Genomic DNA, 17,236 nt, shown 5'->3' with positions numbered 1-17,236 from the left:
AGACGCCACAATAAAAAACAGGCGACAGATCGGAGACCTGTCGCCTGCCTATAACAATGGACTGGAGGTCACATTATTATCAGTTCGTCTTTTCAAGCTTCATCAGACGACTCGACACATTTCTGCGCACATGAGCCTAGGCGAAGCCTGTTTGGATATCGGGGTGTTACCCCGATATCCGATCTTCATACCCGTTATTAGAACGAGCGCTGGAAGCGAACGATACCGCCCCAAGCGTCCTTCTCGGAAACGCGATCGCGCCATTCGCCACCGAACTTGGTGTACGAAATTTCCGGGGTGATGGTGAAGCCAGGAACGAGCTGGTAAGCAACGTTAGCCGTAGCTGCGGTCTTGCCCCAATCGTCGTGTGCAGCCTGAATGTTGAAGACAGCCTTGTCGGTTGCCTTGAACTTCGCGCCGCCCCAGACAGCCCAATCGCCGCCCCACTGGCCGTAGTTCTGCAGCGGGGATTCTTCCGAAGCGTAACCGCCCTGTACCCAAACCGAGAAACGGTCGGTGATGTTCACGTCGCCGCGAACCTTTGCAGACCATTCTTCGATGACCGAGTCGTAAGCTGCGATACCAGCGATCGAGCCCCAGCCGCCTTCGTACTTCAGACCGCCGAGGATGTGCGGGGTGTAGCCGTCGATGACGTAGCCCGTGCCGCCTTCTTCAACAGCCAAGATAGCCGAGAAGCCGTTGCCACCCTTGTAGGTGTACGAAATCTGACCGGTGGTGTAGCTGCCTGCGCCGATCACGTCATCGTTGATGACGCCGCCGAGGTAACCGGTGAAGGTGTGGAATGCGGATTCATCGATACCGACGCGGAAGCCGCCGAGCTGGATGTAGCCGATACGGAAATCAACGCCGCTGTTGGTCGAGCCGTATTCACCGTCTTCGCGGGAATTGTTGGCGCCGTAGTTGAAGCGGGTTTCGGTGTAGGTCTTCAGGGTGCCGAGTTCGGTTTCCGAAGCGGTGTGGGTGCGGAGCGTAAAGCGAGCGCCCTTGTCCCAGCCCTTACGGTCGCTACCGGTGTAGACGTCATCGCCGCCCTTTACGTCGTAACGGACGTAGCCGCTGATGCGCAGGCAGGTTTCGGTGCCCGGGATGTAGAAGTAGCCAGCGCCGTAAGCATCGCAAACGCGGACATATTCAACTGCTTCAGGTTCCGGCGCAACGATTGCGTCGGCGGCCTGTGCACCGGAAACTGCAACCAGGGCTGCAGCGGAGCCGAGAAGAAGGCTCTTGATGTTCATTTCTGACCTCCAGGATCAAGTGGATTGAAGTTTCGATTTTTTTACGAGTCGTTTTTTACGATTGCATAATACGATTTTCATTGATGGTTTCGTTAGTCAATGGCGTTTTTTCCTAATAAGATACAGACCGTTACTTCCACGACGACCGTTGAAAATCTGCAACACCTAGATCAAGCCAAGGCTCATCCAGCCCCCGGTTTTGCGGGAGTTTCAGACTTTCATTGTCCCGGCAGTCCGGAACGCTGTTTGGAGGATTTCTGCGCGATCTTCGGCCCGGCAGTGCCGTTCAGAAGACCAGCCCGTCCGGGCCCATGCAGATGACGGAAACGGCTACATGCCGCGTGCAACTTTCACGCATGCGAGCAACATCATGCGCCGCATCTGCATCGCGCAAGACATTTTCCCGACAGTGCCAATTGCCAAACCCGCCATATTTCACCCCTCTTGAACACAAAAACCAAAGCTCGTTGTCCCCCAACGAACTGCGGAATGGCCGGATGCTTCTCCTACTTCTGTTACAATCAGATGACGAACAGTGAGCGTTGCAACCTTTCTCTGCCTTTTTAAACAAACCGTGGCGGAGTTCAGCTTATAATTTTTCATTGTTTTGCAGGGATTTAGCAAAATTCCCTACTGACGTGGGCATTTTGTTTTACTGACGCTAATTTTCCGGCCAGCTTTCGTGAAATCCAAAGTGCACATCACAAGAAGCCCGCAATTTGGCGCAAATCGCGCACGGTGTGATTTGCGGTAGTGACTCGTCAAGCCGACACAAAATATAAAGCCGACAAACGATCAGATTCCCTTGTAAAATACGCTATATATGCGCCTCAATGGAGCGGTCCTCCAATAAATTACCGTATAGAAAATCGTTTGTGACATTTATATGTACGAGCTTGTAGTTTTAATTAGAATTATACAGAAAATTACATTCATTCACTGATACAGATTGCCGATCAATATTCATATAAACTTCATTGGAGGACTGCGTTCGGAATCGTTATTAGGGCGTGCGCTCAAAAAGATGCGCGTCTCAATATCGAGGGTTCTCATGCAGACCAAGGTTTTCAGCGCTATCGGCGCAGTTATCGCTACGGCTTTCCTTGCAAGTCCGGCTGCCGCCGAAAAGACCAAGATCGATTTCTGGTTCGGCAATTCCGGCGATATCGCCAAACGCGTCGAGGAACAGTGCGACCGGTTCAACAAGTCCCAGAACGACTATGAAGTCGTCTGCACCACGCAGGGCACCTATGATGCCTCGCTGCAGAACACGATCGCCGCATTCCGCGCAGGCAAGCAGCCGACAATCGCGCAGGTATCGGATGCGGGCACGCTCGACATCATGCTTTCGGGCGCCTACTACCCGGCGAACAAGCTGATGGCCGATATGGGCTACAAGGTCGACTGGAACGATTATTTCTCCGGCATTTCCAGCTATTATGCGACGTCCAAGGGTGAAATGTATTCGTTCCCCTTCAACTCCTCGACCGCATTGTTCTACTGGAACAAGGACGCTTTCGCGAAAATCGGCAAGGACCATGCGCCTGCAACCTGGGAAGAAGCGGCAGCCGATTTCAAGGCTCTGAAGACTGCCGGTTACGCCTGCCCGTTCGGCTTCGACATTTCCAACAACGAAGTCTGGCAGCTCGTCGAACAGTTCGAAGCCGTGCATGGCGAACCGATTGCCAGCAAGCGCAACGGCTATGAAGGCCTTGACGCTGAGATGACCTTCAACAAGGGCAAGCTGGTCAATTTCATCAAGGAACTGAAGGGCTGGTACGATTCCGGCGAAGCCGTCATCAAGTCCAAGGCCACCGGCCAGACCTTTATCGAAGCTTTCTCGGCTGGTGATTGCCAGACCATGATGACCTCGGTCGGCGATCACGGCAATATCGGCCGCACGGCCAAGGAAGGCATGAACTGGGGCGTCGCAATGCTTCCGGTTTACGAAGGCACCGAACGCAAGAGCTCCTTCGTCGGCGGCGCTTCGCTCTGGACGCTGAAGGGCAAGTCGGAGGCCGAATATAAGGCTGCCGCAGCCTTCTTCGACTTCATCGCCAAGCCTGAGGAAGCCCTCACCTGGTCGACCGTTACCGGCTATATTCCGGTGCGCAATTCCGGCTTCGAATATCTCCAGAAGCAGGGCTTCTACGACAAGGCTCCCTATGCTGGTCGTGAACTCGCCATCAAGAGCCTGACCGCCTCGCCTGCCAACGATCCTGCGCCGCATGGCATCCGTCTCGGCGGCCTTCTGCAGATTCGTCAGGAAATCGCCAACGGCTTGCAGGCGATCTTCATCAACAATGAAGATGTTCAGGCGTCGCTGGATGCTTCGGCAGAACGTAGCAACCAGATTCTCCGCCGCTTTGAGCGCACCTACAAGGGCGCGCAGCTTCCCTGATCGTTCAAACCACAGCCTGATCGGCGCGCTCTGCGCCGATCAGCTTCGTTGCATGCACTATCATTTGGCTGCTGCCACACCAGCGCCGAGGAAAGCGAATGACCTTCCATGGAAAAGCGCGTCACTTTTTCTTCCACGACAATCGGCCTTTTATTTGTATTGCCGATGCTGCTTCTCATCTTTGTCTTCTTCTATTGGCCGAGCGCACAGGCACTTTATTGGGCCTTCACGCTGGAACAGCCATGGGGCGGCGGCAATGTCTGGGTCGGTTTCGATAATTTTGCGCAATTGCTACAAGATCCGGTCTATTGGGGCTCGATCACCCGCAGCCTGATTTTCGGTCTTGCATCAACGTCGATTGCCATGGGCATCGCGCTGGTTCTGGCTCTGATCACCGACCGCGAACTGCGCGGCAACAAGCTTTATCGCTCGGTTTTCATCTGGCCCTACGCCATTGCAGCTCCTGCTCTTGGACTGGCGTTCCGTTTTATTCTGGCTCCCGAAGCGGGACTTCTTTCGGTCATCAACCAGGTATGGCCCGGTTTGTGGAACCCGGCCCTCGACGGCAAGGATGCGATGATCGCCGTCATCGTCGCCTTTTCCTGGAAATATATTGGCTATAATTTCATCTTCTTCCTGTCAGCACTTCAAGGCATTCCGCGCCCGCTCATCGAAGCCGCAGCCATGGACGGCTCAGGCCCGATGCGCCGCATCTGGGATATTCAACTGCCACTGCTGACGCCGACCCTTTTCTTCCTGCTGGTGATCAACATCACCGAGAGCTTTCAGGATTCCTTTGGCATCGTCGATGTTCTGACTCAGGGCGGCCCGGCCCGCGCCACGGAGCTGATGGTCTACAAGATCTATTTCGATGGTTTCAAAGGCCTCGATTATTCCGGCGCTGCGGCACAGTCGATCATCCTCATGCTGCTCGTCATCCTGCTCACCATCGTCCAGTTCCGCTTTATCGAGCGGCGCGTGCATTACAAGTGAGGTCAGGATCATGATCGAACGCACCCCCGTCTTCAATTTCATCTGCTATGCGATCCTGGTGCTCGGGCTCATCATCGCTCTGCTGCCCTTTGCAATCGTCATCATTGCATCGACACTCGACATCGCAGCCGTCAACACAGTACCTATGCCGCTGACGCCGAGCACCCATTTCTGGGAAAATATCCAGACCGCATGGGCGCGTGCGGATCTCGGCACCAAGCTGCTGAACAGCCTCATTTTCGCAGCCGCTGTTGCGGCGGGAAAAGTGATCCTTTCAGCAATGGCGGCATTTTCGATTGTCTATTTCCGCTTTCGCGGACGCCAGTTCATCTTCTGGATCATCTTCATCACTTTGATGCTGCCGCTTGAAGTGCGCATTGTGCCCACCTACTCGATTGCCGCCAACGCCTTGCAGCCGTTCCAGACGATCTTCGACTATACCGGCATTTCATGGCTGTTCGCGCATCTCTTCGGCATTGAAATCAAGCTCGAATGGGGTCTGTTGAACTCCTATACCGGCCTTGTGCTTCCACTGGTCGCAACGGCCACCGGCACGTTCCTTTATCGCCAGTTCTATCTCACTGTCCCGGATGAACTTGCCGAAGCAACCAAGATGGACGGTGCAGGCGCGATCCGCTTTTTCAAGGATGTGCTGCTGCCCCTGTCGCGGCCCAACATGATCGCGCTTTTCACGATCATGTTTGTCTGGGCGTGGAACCAGTATCTCTGGCCGCTGCTGATCACCACCGATCCAAAATTCGGCATCGCCGTCACGCAGCTCAAGACACTTATTCCCTCCGAATTCGGCCTGCCCGACTGGAATGTCGCCATGGCCGGAACTCTCATCATCATGTCGCCACCGCTGATCCTCGTCATTCTGATGCAACGCTGGTTCGTGCGCGGCCTTATCTCCACCGAGAAATAAAGGATACTCTCTTGGCACCGATCTCCATTCGCGGCGTAAAGAAGAGCTACGGCAAAAACGCAGTCGTTCACGGCGTCGATCTCGAAATCAAATCCGGAGAATTCATCGTCATTCTGGGCCCGTCCGGCTGCGGAAAATCCACGCTCCTGCGCATGGTCGCCGGGCTGGAAGAAATCACTGGCGGCGAAATCGCGATAGACGGCACGGTCGTCAACCAGATGGAACCCCGTGCACGCGGCTGCGCCATGGTTTTCCAGAACTACGCCCTCTACCCCCACATGACCGTAGCGCAGAACATTGGCTATGCGCTCAAAGTGTCGGGCGTTTCAAAGGCCGAGCGCAATCAGCGCATTGCCGATGTGGCGAAGACCCTCGGATTGGAAGCCTTTCTGGATCGTCGACCCGCTGCATTGTCAGGCGGGCAGCGTCAGCGCGTCGCCATGGGCCGCGCCATGATCCGCGAGCCGAAGGTGTTCCTGTTTGACGAACCGCTCTCCAATCTTGATGCGAAACTGCGTATCGCGATGCGTTCGGAAATTCGTCGGCTGCACCGCAAGCTCGGTGCGACGTCGATTTTCGTGACACATGATCAGCACGAAGCCATGACGCTTGCCGACAGGATCATCGTCATGAATGCGGGTAAGGTCGAACAGGTGGGCACACCCGCTGAGGTCTATCACCGGCCGGCAAGCCGCTTTGTGGCCAATTTCGTCGGCACGCCGTCGATGAACCTGCTGGAAGGCAAGATCGGCGACAACGGCATTCTGGTTCTCGATGGTGGCCAGTCCGTTGCCGTACCGCCTGCGAAAGTAAACATGCTGGCAGGGCAGCGTGTGGTGCTTGGCATTCGTGCCGAATCGACGCGCCTCGTTTCGGCGGAAAAGCCGGGCGCACTGATCGCCACCACCGACTTTGTTGAAGAGCTGGGGGCAAGCCGCGTGGTCCACGCCGATCTCGACGGGACGCTCTTTGCCATCGCACTGACCGAAGCAGCCGATCTCAAAACCGGTGAACGGGTGGGCATCGAGATTGATCCGCAGGCGATCCACCTTTATTCGGTTGAAACCGGCGCATTGATCGACCCCGCTGCCGCGAACAATGCGGCTAAAGCCAAGACCACTACATTTGCGTGAGAACAGCGATGAACTTTCAGTCTTTCTTCACGAACCCGCACTTTTCCACCCGCGCAGGCAATGATCGGTCCATCGTAACGCAAACCGTCGAAGCGCTCGACATGCCGACCTCATCCTTCTGGGAGGACGCGCGACAGGCAGCACCGACGATGGAAGAACATGAGCGGCTGATCGCGCAGCTTCCGTCATTGTCATCCATTGAGGTCAGTCTGCATGATGCCACAGCGCCGGCAGCTGAGACCGGCATGCTGTCGGTCGCCGCATGGAATGCGGAGCGCCTCAAATATCATACCGGCTCCGTCGCGCTTCTGGCCGCGCACCAGCCCGATATCCTGCTGCTAACGGAAGCCGATATAGGCATGGCCCGTTCCGGCAACCGGCATACGGTGGCCGACCTCGCCCGCGATCTGGGCATGTCCTACGCCTATGGCGTCGAGTTTGTCGAAATGGGTCTCGGTGATCGGCGCGAGCGCGAATGGCACAAACACGAGACGAATTCCATTGGCTTTCACGGCAATGCGGTGCTGAGCCGCCTGCCTCTGCTCGACGCCGCACTCATCCGTCTGGACGACGGCGGGGTCTGGTGGATCGACGAAACCGACGGTCAGGGTCGCTTCGGCAGCCGTATGGCGATAGCCACCCGCATAGAGACAGCGAACAGACCAATTGTTGCCGTCGCGGCGCATCTCGAAAGCAAGAGCGACGCGGAAGACCGCGCACGCCAGACCATTCGTCTGCTCGACGCTATCGACAAGCTGGCCGGAGATTTGCCAGTGGTGATCGGCGGCGATTTCAACACCAATGTCCTGCCGGACGGAACCCGCGACCCAGCCCGGTTCGAACCGCTATTCGATGCGCTCACCCAAAAGGGCTATGACTGGGAAGCGGCCAATGATTTTGCGCAGACGCAGCGCATCCGCCCAGATGGAACACCGCAACCGCCTTTTGCCCGACTGGACTGGATTTTCACGCGTGGCTTCACGGCACAAGAACCGCAAACCGTCGCAGCCATCGACAGGGACGGCGCTGCGATTTCCGATCATGAACTGGTCGTGGCGACGCTCAGCGCCTGAATATTCAATAAAGCGCCTGTCTATTTCAGGCGCTAACAATATTTAAATACCGCGCATCGAAATTCATGGCTAAATATAGTCAGAACTCTCTTCCCGGATTCTGGCTATGATCATTGACCATCCGATGCGTCGGCAGCTCCACAACGAACTTCACGCACGGCCGTCGATCTATTTCGACGCGCCTGCGGTTGTCTGGCATGACGCCTTTTATGTTCAGGATGCGATCAGCGAAATTCCGCAATCCCTGCTTGATCTCAATGGCGCCAATACGCTCGACGGAAAGAGCGGTATCGTCCGCACGACCAGCGGCCAGATCAAATGGGAAATGCACACCGAATTCGTGTCGCTCACCTATGTCGTGCCGTGGAACGGCGACCCGGATGTCATTCCGCTAAAGGACGCCACCTGGACCGACCTTGTCGGAAAGATGCCGGGCGAGCGCATCACCTCGGTGGAAGTTCTGGTCGGCAAGGCTGGCACCCATGACGCCAAGCAACTGCTCGGTTCGCATTCCGATGCGGTGGCCTCAACAGTCGGCGCTGGCGACGCGGAAGTCTGGACGACCTTCCGCCTGAATGAGCGCAATGCGATGCGCATCGTGGTGCTGAACCGCGCACTGAATGACTACCGCACCGGGCGCATGGTCCGGCGCATTCTCGAAATTGAAGACTATCGTATGATGGCCCTTCTGAGCCTGCCCTTGGCGCAGGACGCGTTCGTACAGGGCGCCAAGTTCGACAGCCGGTTACGTTCAATCGTCGACGAGCTGGGCGCAGGCACCAGCAGACAGGACGCCCTGCTCGACCGGATCGCCAAGCTTTCCGCAGACATCATCGATTTCTCAGGCAAAACGCGTGAGCGTTTCAGTGCTACGGCTGCCTATGCCGATCTGGTTTTTGCCCGGCTGGAAGAAATCCGCGAGCAAAGGCTCGATGGCCATCAGCGGCTCGGTGTCTTCATCGACCGCCGCTTTCGCCCTGCGGTTCGCTTCTGCCATCAGGCCGACAAGAAAATCGAGAATTGCGCGGTGCGTACATCCCGCGCCAGCGATCTGTTGCGAACCTCCGTTCAGGTCGAACTTGAACAGCAGAACGCCTTGTTGCTCGAATCCATGGAAAAGCGGGTCTCGCTGCAAGTGAAACTTCAGGAAGCCGTCGAGGGCCTTTCCATCGTGGCAATCAGCTATTACGCGCTGGGCATCATCAAAATGTTTCTGGAGAGCTTCGGCAAATATTACCACAATGAAGAGGTGCTCAAGGGGCTCTATCTTGCCGCCATACCGGCGGTGATCCTGCTGGTATGGTTCATCATAAAGCGAACCAAGCAAAAGATCACCGGCGGCGGACACTAACCTTTCGAAAGCGCGATTACCGGATCGAGCTGCGAGGCGTTTCGCGCCGGGAGATAGCCGAACACGACACCGATCAGTGTTGAACACAGGAAGGCCGCGACAATCGACGTGGTCGAATAGATCAGGCTGAAATTTGAGCTGATCAGGCTAAACAGCAATCCGAAGCCAAGCGCCGTCAGAATACCCAAAACGCCACCGATCAGGCAGACGAGCACAGCCTCGATCAGAAACTGCTGCAAAATATCGCTCTGCCGCCCGCCGACCGCCATGCGCACCCCGATTTCCGAAACACGCTCGGAGACGGTGACGAGCATGATATTCATCACCCCGATGCCGCCGACAATCAGCGAGATGATGGCAATTGCCGCCACCAGAAGTGTCAGCGTCTGGGTCGTGCTGGTGATCGTCTTGCGAATATCGTCTGTATTCAGGATATAGAAATCCTTGGTGCCATGGCGCTGTAGCAGAAACTCGGTGACTGACTGCTCGGCCAGCGCCGTATCGATTCCGTCCTTGACCTGCAAGGTGATGCTGCGCAGCGAATTGCTTCCCAGAAATCGCGCCTGAACAGTCGTATAGGGCAGATAAAGCGACAGATTCTGGTTCGAGCCGAAACCGCCTTGCTGCGGCTCCATCACGCCGACAATTCGTGCCGGAACATTGCCGATCAAGAGCACCTGCCCGACTGGATTGGTATCTGCAAACAAGGCGTTCTTGGTGTTCTGGTCGATAACGACATCCGGCGCCGTGGTCCGCACGCTTTCGCGGTCGAAGAATTGCCCGTCGGCAATCTTGCTGCCCTTGGCGACAAAATATTGCTCGCTGACACCGTTCACCAGCGCATTGGACTCCTGCGAGCCGAAACGCACCGTGCTGTTCGTTGAGACCGTCGGCGTTGCGGCCGCGACATAAGGCTGTTTGGACAGTTCTATCGCGTCGGAAACCACCAGCGTGGTGATTTTTCCGGATCGCACATCGCCAAAATCCTTACCTGCGAAAATTTCCAGCGTGTTGGTGCCTAGACTGGAAATATTGGCCAGAACCCGTTCCTGCGAACCGCGCCCCAGCGCCACGACGCTGACGACCGATGCAATGCCGATGATAATGCCCAGCATGGTCAGGAAGGTGCGCAGCTTGTGCGCCCGCATCGAGAGCAAGGCCATAAGAAAGGCTTCGCGGATCGATCCCATCAGCCCGTAGAGCGACAGCGCACGCTTGCGGGTCGACGCTGCATCGTCGGGATTGACGGTGCTTTCAACGATCTCGGTCTTTTCCACTGGGCGGTCAGCGATAATCTCGCCATCGCTGATTTCGATGATGCGCTCCGCCCTGCTGGCAATCGACATATCGTGGGTGACGATGATGACCGTGCGCCCCTCGGCATGCAACTCTCCCAGAATGCGCAGCACCTCTTCGCCGCTGTGCTTGTCGAGCGCGCCGGTCGGCTCGTCGGCCAGAATGAGACTGGCATCGTTCATCAGCGCGCGCGCAATGGATACGCGCTGCTGCTGGCCGCCAGATAGCTGACCCGGACGGTGATGCATCCGGTCGCCCATGCCAAGACGCGTCAGCAAGGCCCCGGCGCGCTTGGCGCGCGTCGACGGATCAATCCCGGCATAAATCGCCGGTATCTCGACATTGCCGACTGCCGTCAGTTCGGGCAGCAGATGATAACGCTGGAAAATGAAGCCGAAATGCTCGCGCCGCAGCGCGGCCAGCTCATCGACATCCATGGACGCGGTTTCCCGCCCGTTGATTTCGTAGCTGCCGGACGTCGGACGATCCAGACAGCCGAGAATATTCATCAGGGTGGACTTGCCCGACCCCGACGCGCCGACAATCGCGACCATCTCGCCAGCCTCGATGGTGAGATCGACGTCTTTGAGGACCGCGATAGAGCTGTCACCCGACGGATATTCCCGCCGGACATTTCTGAGACGGATCAACGGTTCCGTCATGATCAGAAGCCCATCGGCGGGCCGCGTCGACCGCCCGAACCGGAACTCGCTGCCGAACCTGCCGCCAATTCGCCACTGATGACGCGATCACCTTCATCAAGGCCGGACTTCACCTGAACCATGACCTTGTTGTTCAAGCCGATCTCGATCTTTTTGCGTGTGATATCGCCCTTGTCGTCAACCACGCGGACCGTATAGCGACCATCCGCATCGGGCGCGCCCAAAGCAGAAGACGGAATGGTCAGGACATTCTTTTCCTGACCGAGAACGATATGGACTTCCGCCGTCATATAAGTGCGCAAATGCCCGTCTTCATTCGGGATCGTGAAAAGTCCGTTGTAATAGATCGCTTCCGACGAGGTGCTGGTCGACGATGATGTCGATGTCGAGCTTGAAGAACTGAAACTGCTGTCGCTCTTGATCGATTCCGGCGCCGGTTCCACCGATTCAAGGCTTGCTTCATAGCGGCGGTCCTGATCGCCAAGCACCGTGAAATAAAGCGGCAGACCCGGCTTGACCCGAACAATATCAGCCTCGGAAATTTCCGTATAAACCGTCATGCGGTCGAGCTGGCCGAGAATAACAATGGTTGGCGCGGATTGCGTTGCATTGACCGTCTGGCCTTCCTGGCTGACGATGGAAAGAACGGTTCCCTCAATCGGCGCGGTGATCTGCGTATAGCCAAGATTGGCTTTGGCGGTCTCGACGGCGACCTCGGCTTCCTTGATCTGGGCCTTGATAGACTCAATCTGCGCCTGCGTGACATTCAGATCGGCGGCAGCCGTGTCGTAATCGGCCTGCGATACCGCACGTTTGGCCAGCATGGATTTCTGGCGCGTCAGCGTCTGCTGGTTCAACACCAGTGTCGCCTGCTTTTCCTTCAACTGCGCCTGCATATTGGCAAGCGACGCCTCGGAGGTTCGCAGATCGTTTTTCTGTGTCGTGGAGTCAATCTCGGCAATGAGATCATTCGCCTTGACGGTCTGTCCGAGCTTGACTTTTACCGATGTGATACGGCCCGATGCCTGCGCACCGACGGCAACCAGACGAACAGGCTTGACAGTTCCCGTGGCAAGCACCGTGACTTCTATATCACCCCGCGCCGCAGCGACGGTCATGATCGACTGCGACTGTGATCCCGATTGGCTGCGCCAGTAAAAATATCCGCATACGGCCACAGCGATGATGGCTGCGATCGTGACGACGAGACGTTTAAAGCGCATTCAGGGAACCTTGCATCTGCTCGTGGATTGAATGTGACCTCTGAAACCGGCCAGACGGGCCGCATGATCAAGTGTCGTATTCGAAAAATCCACTAAAAATCTGTAATTGCCAGCAATCTTTTCAACTCCGGCATCTGCTCAGGCTCAGTTGTGAGGCTGGAAGCAGATGCCGGAATAAGATCGCCAATCCGGGTGAAAGGCCGGATAACCGGGTTTGCGTTTAGTTGCTGGCGGCTGCCGCCACTGCTTTTCTCTTCGGAAGACGTGGACCCGTATTCACGTCCACCACTTCCGGTTTGGAAACCTCGATGGCACCGCTCCAGCCGCCGCCAAGCGCCTTGTTGAGTGCGATGTAATCGGTCGTGATCAGAACCTGGCTGGCGATCAGCGAATCTTCCGCCGAATAGAGCGAACGCTGCGCTTCCAGAAGATCTAGGAAGCTCTGCGTTCCCGACTGATAGAGCGAACGTCCAAGCGATGCCGCTTCGCGATAATGACCGGCAGAGGTTGCAAGCTTGGAAGACTTGATGCGCTCCTGCGCCAGCGACACGATCGCATTTTCAACTTCTTCAAGCCCGGTCAGGATCGAAGAACGATAGGCGATGAAATACTGGTCGCGCTGTGCTTCCGCCAGTTCCACAGCCGCCTTGAGCTGACCGCCATTGAAGATCGGAACCGAGAGGCTTGGGCCAAACGACCAGCTGATCGACGAGCTTTTGCCAAGATCGCCGATCTTGGTGGCCGAAGTCGCAATATCGCCCGTGAGGCTGAGGCTCGGATAACGGGCAGCTTCCGCCTGACCAACCTTAGCCGTGTATTGCGCATATTGACGTTCGGCCAACCGCACATCCGGGCGAGACAGCAGGATATCAGCCGGAATACCGGTCGGCATCGGCAGTTTCGGCTTGGGGATCGCCTTGACCTTCTTCATGCGCTCGGCAAGCGCAGCAGGCGCACGGCCCGTCAGCACGGACAGGCGATGCACCGAAGCTGCGTAAGCGGCTTCAAGGTCTGGAATATTCGCTTCCGTTGACGCAGCCTGCCCCGATGCATTGGAAAGATCGACCGCCGAGGACGCGCCCGCCTCGAACTTGTTGCGCGTCAGTGTTGCCGTCTCGCGTTGCGAAGCGGCAGTCCGTCGGGCCAGAGCGATACGGGCCTGATAACCGCGAGCTTCGACATAGTTGGTCGTCACATCACCGATCAACGTCACGAGCGTGTTGCGCAGGTCTTCCTCGGAGGCGTCCATACCGTATTTCGCGGCTTCCACCGACCGGCGGTTGGCGCCGAACAGATCGATTTCCCAGCTTGCATCCAGTCCGCCCTGGAACTGGTTGCTGGTGCTCGCAGCGCCATCCACCGAAGAGCCGGTCCGGCTGCGAGTCGCCGAAGCAGAACCATCCAGCGATGGCAACAATGTACCGACCGACTGGCGATAGGTCGCACGCGCTTCACGCACACGGGCCTTGGCGGTCGCAACGTCCAGATTGCCCGCAACGGCTTCCTCCACGAAAGCATTGAGCAATGGATCGTTGAGCCGCTTCCACCATTCGGCCAGCTCTGCTGGCTTGGCCGGTTTCTGCTGCTTTTTGTTGCCCCAGTTCGAAGGCATATTGATCAAGGGCGACTGATAGTCCGGCCCAACCACACAACCACTGACGGTGGCGACGAGGCACAGGGTGCCCAGCACTTTCAGATAGCGGCGGACACGCTGATCCTGTCTGGTGCAGGGCTTATGGTCAAAAGTCGCTGCAACGCGGGTAAGATCATTTGTCGTCATGGTTTGATTCCGTCTGCGTCTGCGGCGACACCGGTTGAGTTTGACTTGATTTGCCCTTGAATACGCGTCGAACAGTGACGAAGAGCAGCGGAACAAGGAAGACACCTACCACGGTTGCGGCGATCATCCCACCCATAACGCCGATACCAATTGCGTTCTGTGCACCGGAACCGGCACCGCTTGCAATGGCCAGTGGCGTAACGCCCAGAATAAAGGCGAAGGATGTCATCAAGATCGGTCGCAGGCGCTGTCGCGAGGCTTCCAAAGTCGCCTCTACCAGCCCCATGCCTGCGGCCTGCCGCTCTATCGCAAATTCGACGATCAGAATGGCATTTTTGGCAGCAAGGCCGATGGTCGTCAGAAGACCGACCTTGAAATAAACGTCGTTGCTTTGGCCGAATAGCGTCGCCCCAAGCAGTGCGCCGAAGATGCCGATTGGCACCGACAGCATGACCGCAAACGGGATCGACCAGCTTTCATAGAGCGCCACGAGGCACAGGAAGACCACCAGAACCGAGATCGCATAAAGGGACGCAGCCTGATTACCGGACAGCTGCTCCTGATAGGAAAGCCCCGTCCATTCATGCGCGAAGCCGGAAGGCAACTGCTTCATCAGATTGTCGATTTCATCCATGGCGACGCCGGAGCTGACACCTTCAGCGGCGGCACCCTGAATTTCCACAGCGGACGACCCGTTATAGCGTTCCAGCCGGGGCGAACCGAATTTCCAGTAGCCGGTCGCGAAGGCCGAGAATGGCACCATGGTTCCAGCCGAATTGCGGACCTGCCATTTGGCCAGATCTTCCGGCTGCATGCGGAACGCGCTGTCACCCTGAATATAGACCGGCTTGATGCGTCCCCGGTCGATGAAATCGTTGACATAGGCGCTACCCCAGGCGGTGGAGAGCGTGCTGTTGATATCGGCCAGAGAAACGCCAAGCGCGCTCGCTTTTTCCTGATCGATATTGATGCCGAATTCCGGCGAGTCTTCCTGCCCGTTCGGGCGGGTACCGGACAAAAGACTGCTCTTGCCAGCGAGCGCCAGCAACTGATTGCGCGCCTCGATCAACTTGGCATGGCCCACGCCATTGACATCCTGCAGGAAGAAATCGAAGCCGCTCGAATTGCCCATACCCTGAATGGCAGGCGGCGCAAGCGCAAAGACCTTACCGTCGCGGATTGTCGAGAAATATTTCATGGCGCGTCCGGCAACAGCGCTTGCCGAGAGATCGGCAGTCTTGCGCGTTTCGAAATCTTTCAGGCGCACAAAGGCCAGACCGACATTCTGTCCCTGCCCGCCATAGCCGAAGCCGATGACGCTCATCACGCCTTCGACGGCATCCTTCTCCTGATTGAGATAGAAATCCGTCACCTGCTTCATGACGCGCTCGGTACGGTCCTGCGTTGCGCCCACGGGGAGCTGAACGCTGGTCATGAGCGTGCCCTGATCTTCTTCCGGCAGGAACGAGCTTGGGAGACGGTTGAACAGCCAGCCCATGGCGATGACGATCAATACGAAAATCACCAGGAAGCGCGACGAGCGTGAGAGAATCCCGCTGACGCCGCTGCGATAGGCGTTCGTCGTGCGGTCGAAACCGCGATTGAACCAGCCCGAAATTCCGCGCTGTTTCGCGTGACCATGAACCGGCTTCAAAAGCGTGGCGCATAACGCCGGTGTCAGGATGAGTGCGACCACCACGGACAGAATCATCGCCGATACGATGGTCACCGAAAACTGGCGATAGATAACGCCGACCGAGCCTCCGAAGAAGGCCATAGGGATAAACACGGCAGAGAGAACCGTTGCAATACCGACCAGTGCGCCGGTGATCTCGCCCATGGATTTGATCGTGGCTTCTCTTGGTGGAAGCCCCTCCTCCTCCATCACGCGCTCGACATTTTCCACAACGACAATCGCGTCATCCACCAGAAGACCGATGGCCAGCACCATGGCGAACATGGTCAGTGTATTGACGGAATAGCCGAAGACCGCCAGCACCCCGAATGTCCCCAGCAGAACGACCGGAACGGCGAGTGTAGGGATCAGCGTCGCGCGGATATTCTGCAGGAATACCAGCATGACGATGAAGACGAGAACAATCGCTTCAATAAGCGTCTTGATCACTTCCTCGATGGACAGGCGCACGAATGGCGTCGTGTCATAAGGATAAACGACCTCCACACCAGCCGGGAGCGTTTCCTGAAGGTTGCCGATGGCGGTCTGTACGCCTTCGGCGGTGCTGATCGCATTGGCGCCGGTGGCAAGATAAATACCGATGGCGCCCGAAGGCAGGCCGTTATAGCTGGATTGGCTCGTATAGCTTTCCGAGCCAAGCTCCACGCGGGCCACATCATTCAGCCGCACCAGCGAACCGTCGGTCGTGCTTTTCAAAATGATGTTGCGGAACTGCTCCGGCGTCTGAAGACGGCTTTGGGCCGTCACCGTCGCATTGAGCTGCTGGCCTTTTTCAGCGGGCATCGCACCGAGCTGACCCGCAGAAACCTGCGTGTTCTGCGCTTCGATGGCCGTGGTGATATCGCTCGGCATGAGCGCGTATTTCGTAAGCTTGTCCGGGTCCAGCCAGATGCGCATGGCATAGCCAGCACCGAAAATGCGTGTATCGCCAACGCCTTCGACACGCTTCAGCGTATCGTTGAGCGTGCTGTCGATATAGTCAGCGAGATCATTCGCCGTCAGCTTTCTGTCTGTCGAGACAAAGCCTATGACCATCAGAAAGCTTTCCGACGACTTGCTGACCGTGATCCCGGTGCTCTGCACGATTTCCGGCAGCTGCGACTGGACGAGCTGCAGCTTGTTCTGCACCTGCATCTGCGCCACATCAGGATCGGCAGCGCTGGTGAAGGTCAGCGTAATGGTTGCGGCCCCGGTCGAGGTCGAGTTGGCCGTCATGTAATCCAGATTATCGATACCGGTCATGCCTTGCTCGATCACCTTGGTGACCGAGTTTTCGACCGTTTCGGCATCCGCACCCGCATAGGTGGCGCTGATGCGCACCGTTGTCGGCGCAATCTGCGGATATTGCGAGATGGACAGCGAATTGAGGGCCAGCAAACCGCCAAGCATGATGACGATCGCGATAACCCAAGCGAAATTGGGTCGGTTGATGAAGAAATTCGACATG

At 57.0% G+C, this 17,236-nt stretch carries 11 protein-coding genes; 6 read left to right on the top strand and 5 right to left on the bottom strand.

Annotated elements, in window-relative coordinates; all coding sequences use genetic code 11:
• Positions 1-197: 197 nt before the first annotated feature.
• A complete protein-coding gene (locus FHW00_RS02655) occupies positions 198-1,256 on the bottom strand; it encodes a porin (protein WP_078336764.1) in 1,059 nt (352 codons plus the stop codon).
• 1,051 nt (positions 1,257-2,307) lie between these two features.
• On the opposite strand from FHW00_RS02655, the gene FHW00_RS02650 reads away from it, so the two are divergent.
• From FHW00_RS02650 to FHW00_RS02625, 6 genes are all read left to right on the top strand, one after another.
• Positions 2,308-3,657: an extracellular solute-binding protein gene (locus FHW00_RS02650; protein WP_078336763.1), complete on the top strand. Its 1,350-nt coding sequence runs from the start codon at positions 2,308-2,310 to the stop codon at positions 3,655-3,657.
• A gap of 108 nt (positions 3,658-3,765) precedes the next feature.
• The gene (locus FHW00_RS02645) at positions 3,766-4,650 is read left to right on the top strand and encodes a carbohydrate ABC transporter permease (RefSeq protein WP_078336762.1); all 885 of its coding nucleotides are present in this window, start codon (positions 3,766-3,768) and stop codon (positions 4,648-4,650) included.
• A gap of 10 nt (positions 4,651-4,660) precedes the next feature.
• Complete coding sequence (locus FHW00_RS02640) at positions 4,661-5,575, top strand: ABC transporter permease subunit (RefSeq protein WP_078336761.1); 915 nt, start codon at positions 4,661-4,663, stop codon at positions 5,573-5,575.
• Positions 5,576-5,586: 11 nt separating this feature from the next.
• On the top strand, positions 5,587-6,708 hold the full coding sequence (gene ugpC / locus FHW00_RS02635; RefSeq protein ID WP_078336760.1) for a sn-glycerol-3-phosphate ABC transporter ATP-binding protein UgpC: 1,122 nt from the start codon (positions 5,587-5,589) through the stop codon (positions 6,706-6,708).
• A gap of 8 nt (positions 6,709-6,716) precedes the next feature.
• A complete protein-coding gene (locus FHW00_RS02630; protein ID WP_078336759.1) occupies positions 6,717-7,781 on the top strand; it encodes an endonuclease/exonuclease/phosphatase family protein in 1,065 nt (354 codons plus the stop codon).
• Positions 7,782-7,887: 106 nt separating this feature from the next.
• Positions 7,888-9,132 carry a DUF3422 domain-containing protein gene (locus FHW00_RS02625; RefSeq protein WP_078336758.1) on the top strand — a complete coding sequence of 415 codons (1,245 nt, stop codon included), beginning with the start codon at positions 7,888-7,890 and terminating at the stop codon, positions 9,130-9,132.
• Here the strand turns inward: FHW00_RS02625 and FHW00_RS02620 are convergent.
• The 4 genes from FHW00_RS02620 to FHW00_RS02605 form a co-directional block, all read right to left on the bottom strand.
• Positions 9,129-11,090 carry a MacB family efflux pump subunit gene (locus tag FHW00_RS02620; RefSeq protein ID WP_078336757.1) on the bottom strand — a complete coding sequence of 654 codons (1,962 nt, stop codon included), beginning with the start codon at positions 11,088-11,090 and terminating at the stop codon, positions 9,129-9,131. The two genes, FHW00_RS02625 and FHW00_RS02620, sit on opposite strands and share 4 nt — an antisense overlap.
• A 2-nt stretch (positions 11,091-11,092) precedes the next feature.
• Entirely contained in the window at positions 11,093-12,313 is a 1,221-nt protein-coding gene (locus FHW00_RS02615; RefSeq protein ID WP_113533408.1) for an efflux RND transporter periplasmic adaptor subunit, read from the bottom strand.
• A 220-nt stretch (positions 12,314-12,533) separates the two neighbouring features.
• Positions 12,534-14,093: an efflux transporter outer membrane subunit gene (locus FHW00_RS02610; RefSeq protein WP_078336756.1), complete on the bottom strand. Its 1,560-nt coding sequence runs from the start codon at positions 14,091-14,093 to the stop codon at positions 12,534-12,536.
• The gene (locus FHW00_RS02605) at positions 14,080-17,235 is read right to left on the bottom strand and encodes an efflux RND transporter permease subunit (protein ID WP_078336755.1); all 3,156 of its coding nucleotides are present in this window, start codon (positions 17,233-17,235) and stop codon (positions 14,080-14,082) included. The genes FHW00_RS02610 and FHW00_RS02605 overlap by 14 nt, the downstream gene beginning before the upstream one ends.
• Between the last annotated feature and the right edge of the window lies 1 nt (position 17,236).

This window comes from Ochrobactrum sp. P6BSIII (assembly GCF_014138065.1).
GTDB lineage: Bacteria > Pseudomonadota > Alphaproteobacteria > Rhizobiales > Rhizobiaceae > Brucella.
The sequence above is the reverse complement of the archived record's forward strand: the minus strand, read 5'-3'. Positions and strand labels throughout refer to the sequence as shown.

Bases quoted from the DNA above. Each gene is read 5' to 3' on its own strand.
- FHW00_RS02645 (WP_078336762.1), top strand. From the start codon at position 3,766: ATGGAAAAGCGCGTCACTTTTTCTTCCACGACAATCGGCCTTTTATTT.
- FHW00_RS02615 (WP_113533408.1), bottom strand. From the start codon at position 12,313: ATGCGCTTTAAACGTCTCGTCGTCACGATCGCAGCCATCATCGCTGTG.
- FHW00_RS02650 (WP_078336763.1), top strand. From the start codon at position 2,308: ATGCAGACCAAGGTTTTCAGCGCTATCGGCGCAGTTATCGCTACGGCT.
- FHW00_RS02630 (WP_078336759.1), top strand. From the start codon at position 6,717: ATGAACTTTCAGTCTTTCTTCACGAACCCGCACTTTTCCACCCGCGCA.
- FHW00_RS02610 (WP_078336756.1), bottom strand. From the start codon at position 14,093: ATGACGACAAATGATCTTACCCGCGTTGCAGCGACTTTTGACCATAAG.
- FHW00_RS02605 (WP_078336755.1), bottom strand. From the start codon at position 17,235: ATGTCGAATTTCTTCATCAACCGACCCAATTTCGCTTGGGTTATCGCG.
- FHW00_RS02620 (WP_078336757.1), bottom strand. From the start codon at position 11,090: ATGACGGAACCGTTGATCCGTCTCAGAAATGTCCGGCGGGAATATCCG.
- FHW00_RS02655 (WP_078336764.1), bottom strand. From the start codon at position 1,256: ATGAACATCAAGAGCCTTCTTCTCGGCTCCGCTGCAGCCCTGGTTGCA.
- FHW00_RS02640 (WP_078336761.1), top strand. From the start codon at position 4,661: ATGATCGAACGCACCCCCGTCTTCAATTTCATCTGCTATGCGATCCTG.
- FHW00_RS02625 (WP_078336758.1), top strand. From the start codon at position 7,888: ATGATCATTGACCATCCGATGCGTCGGCAGCTCCACAACGAACTTCAC.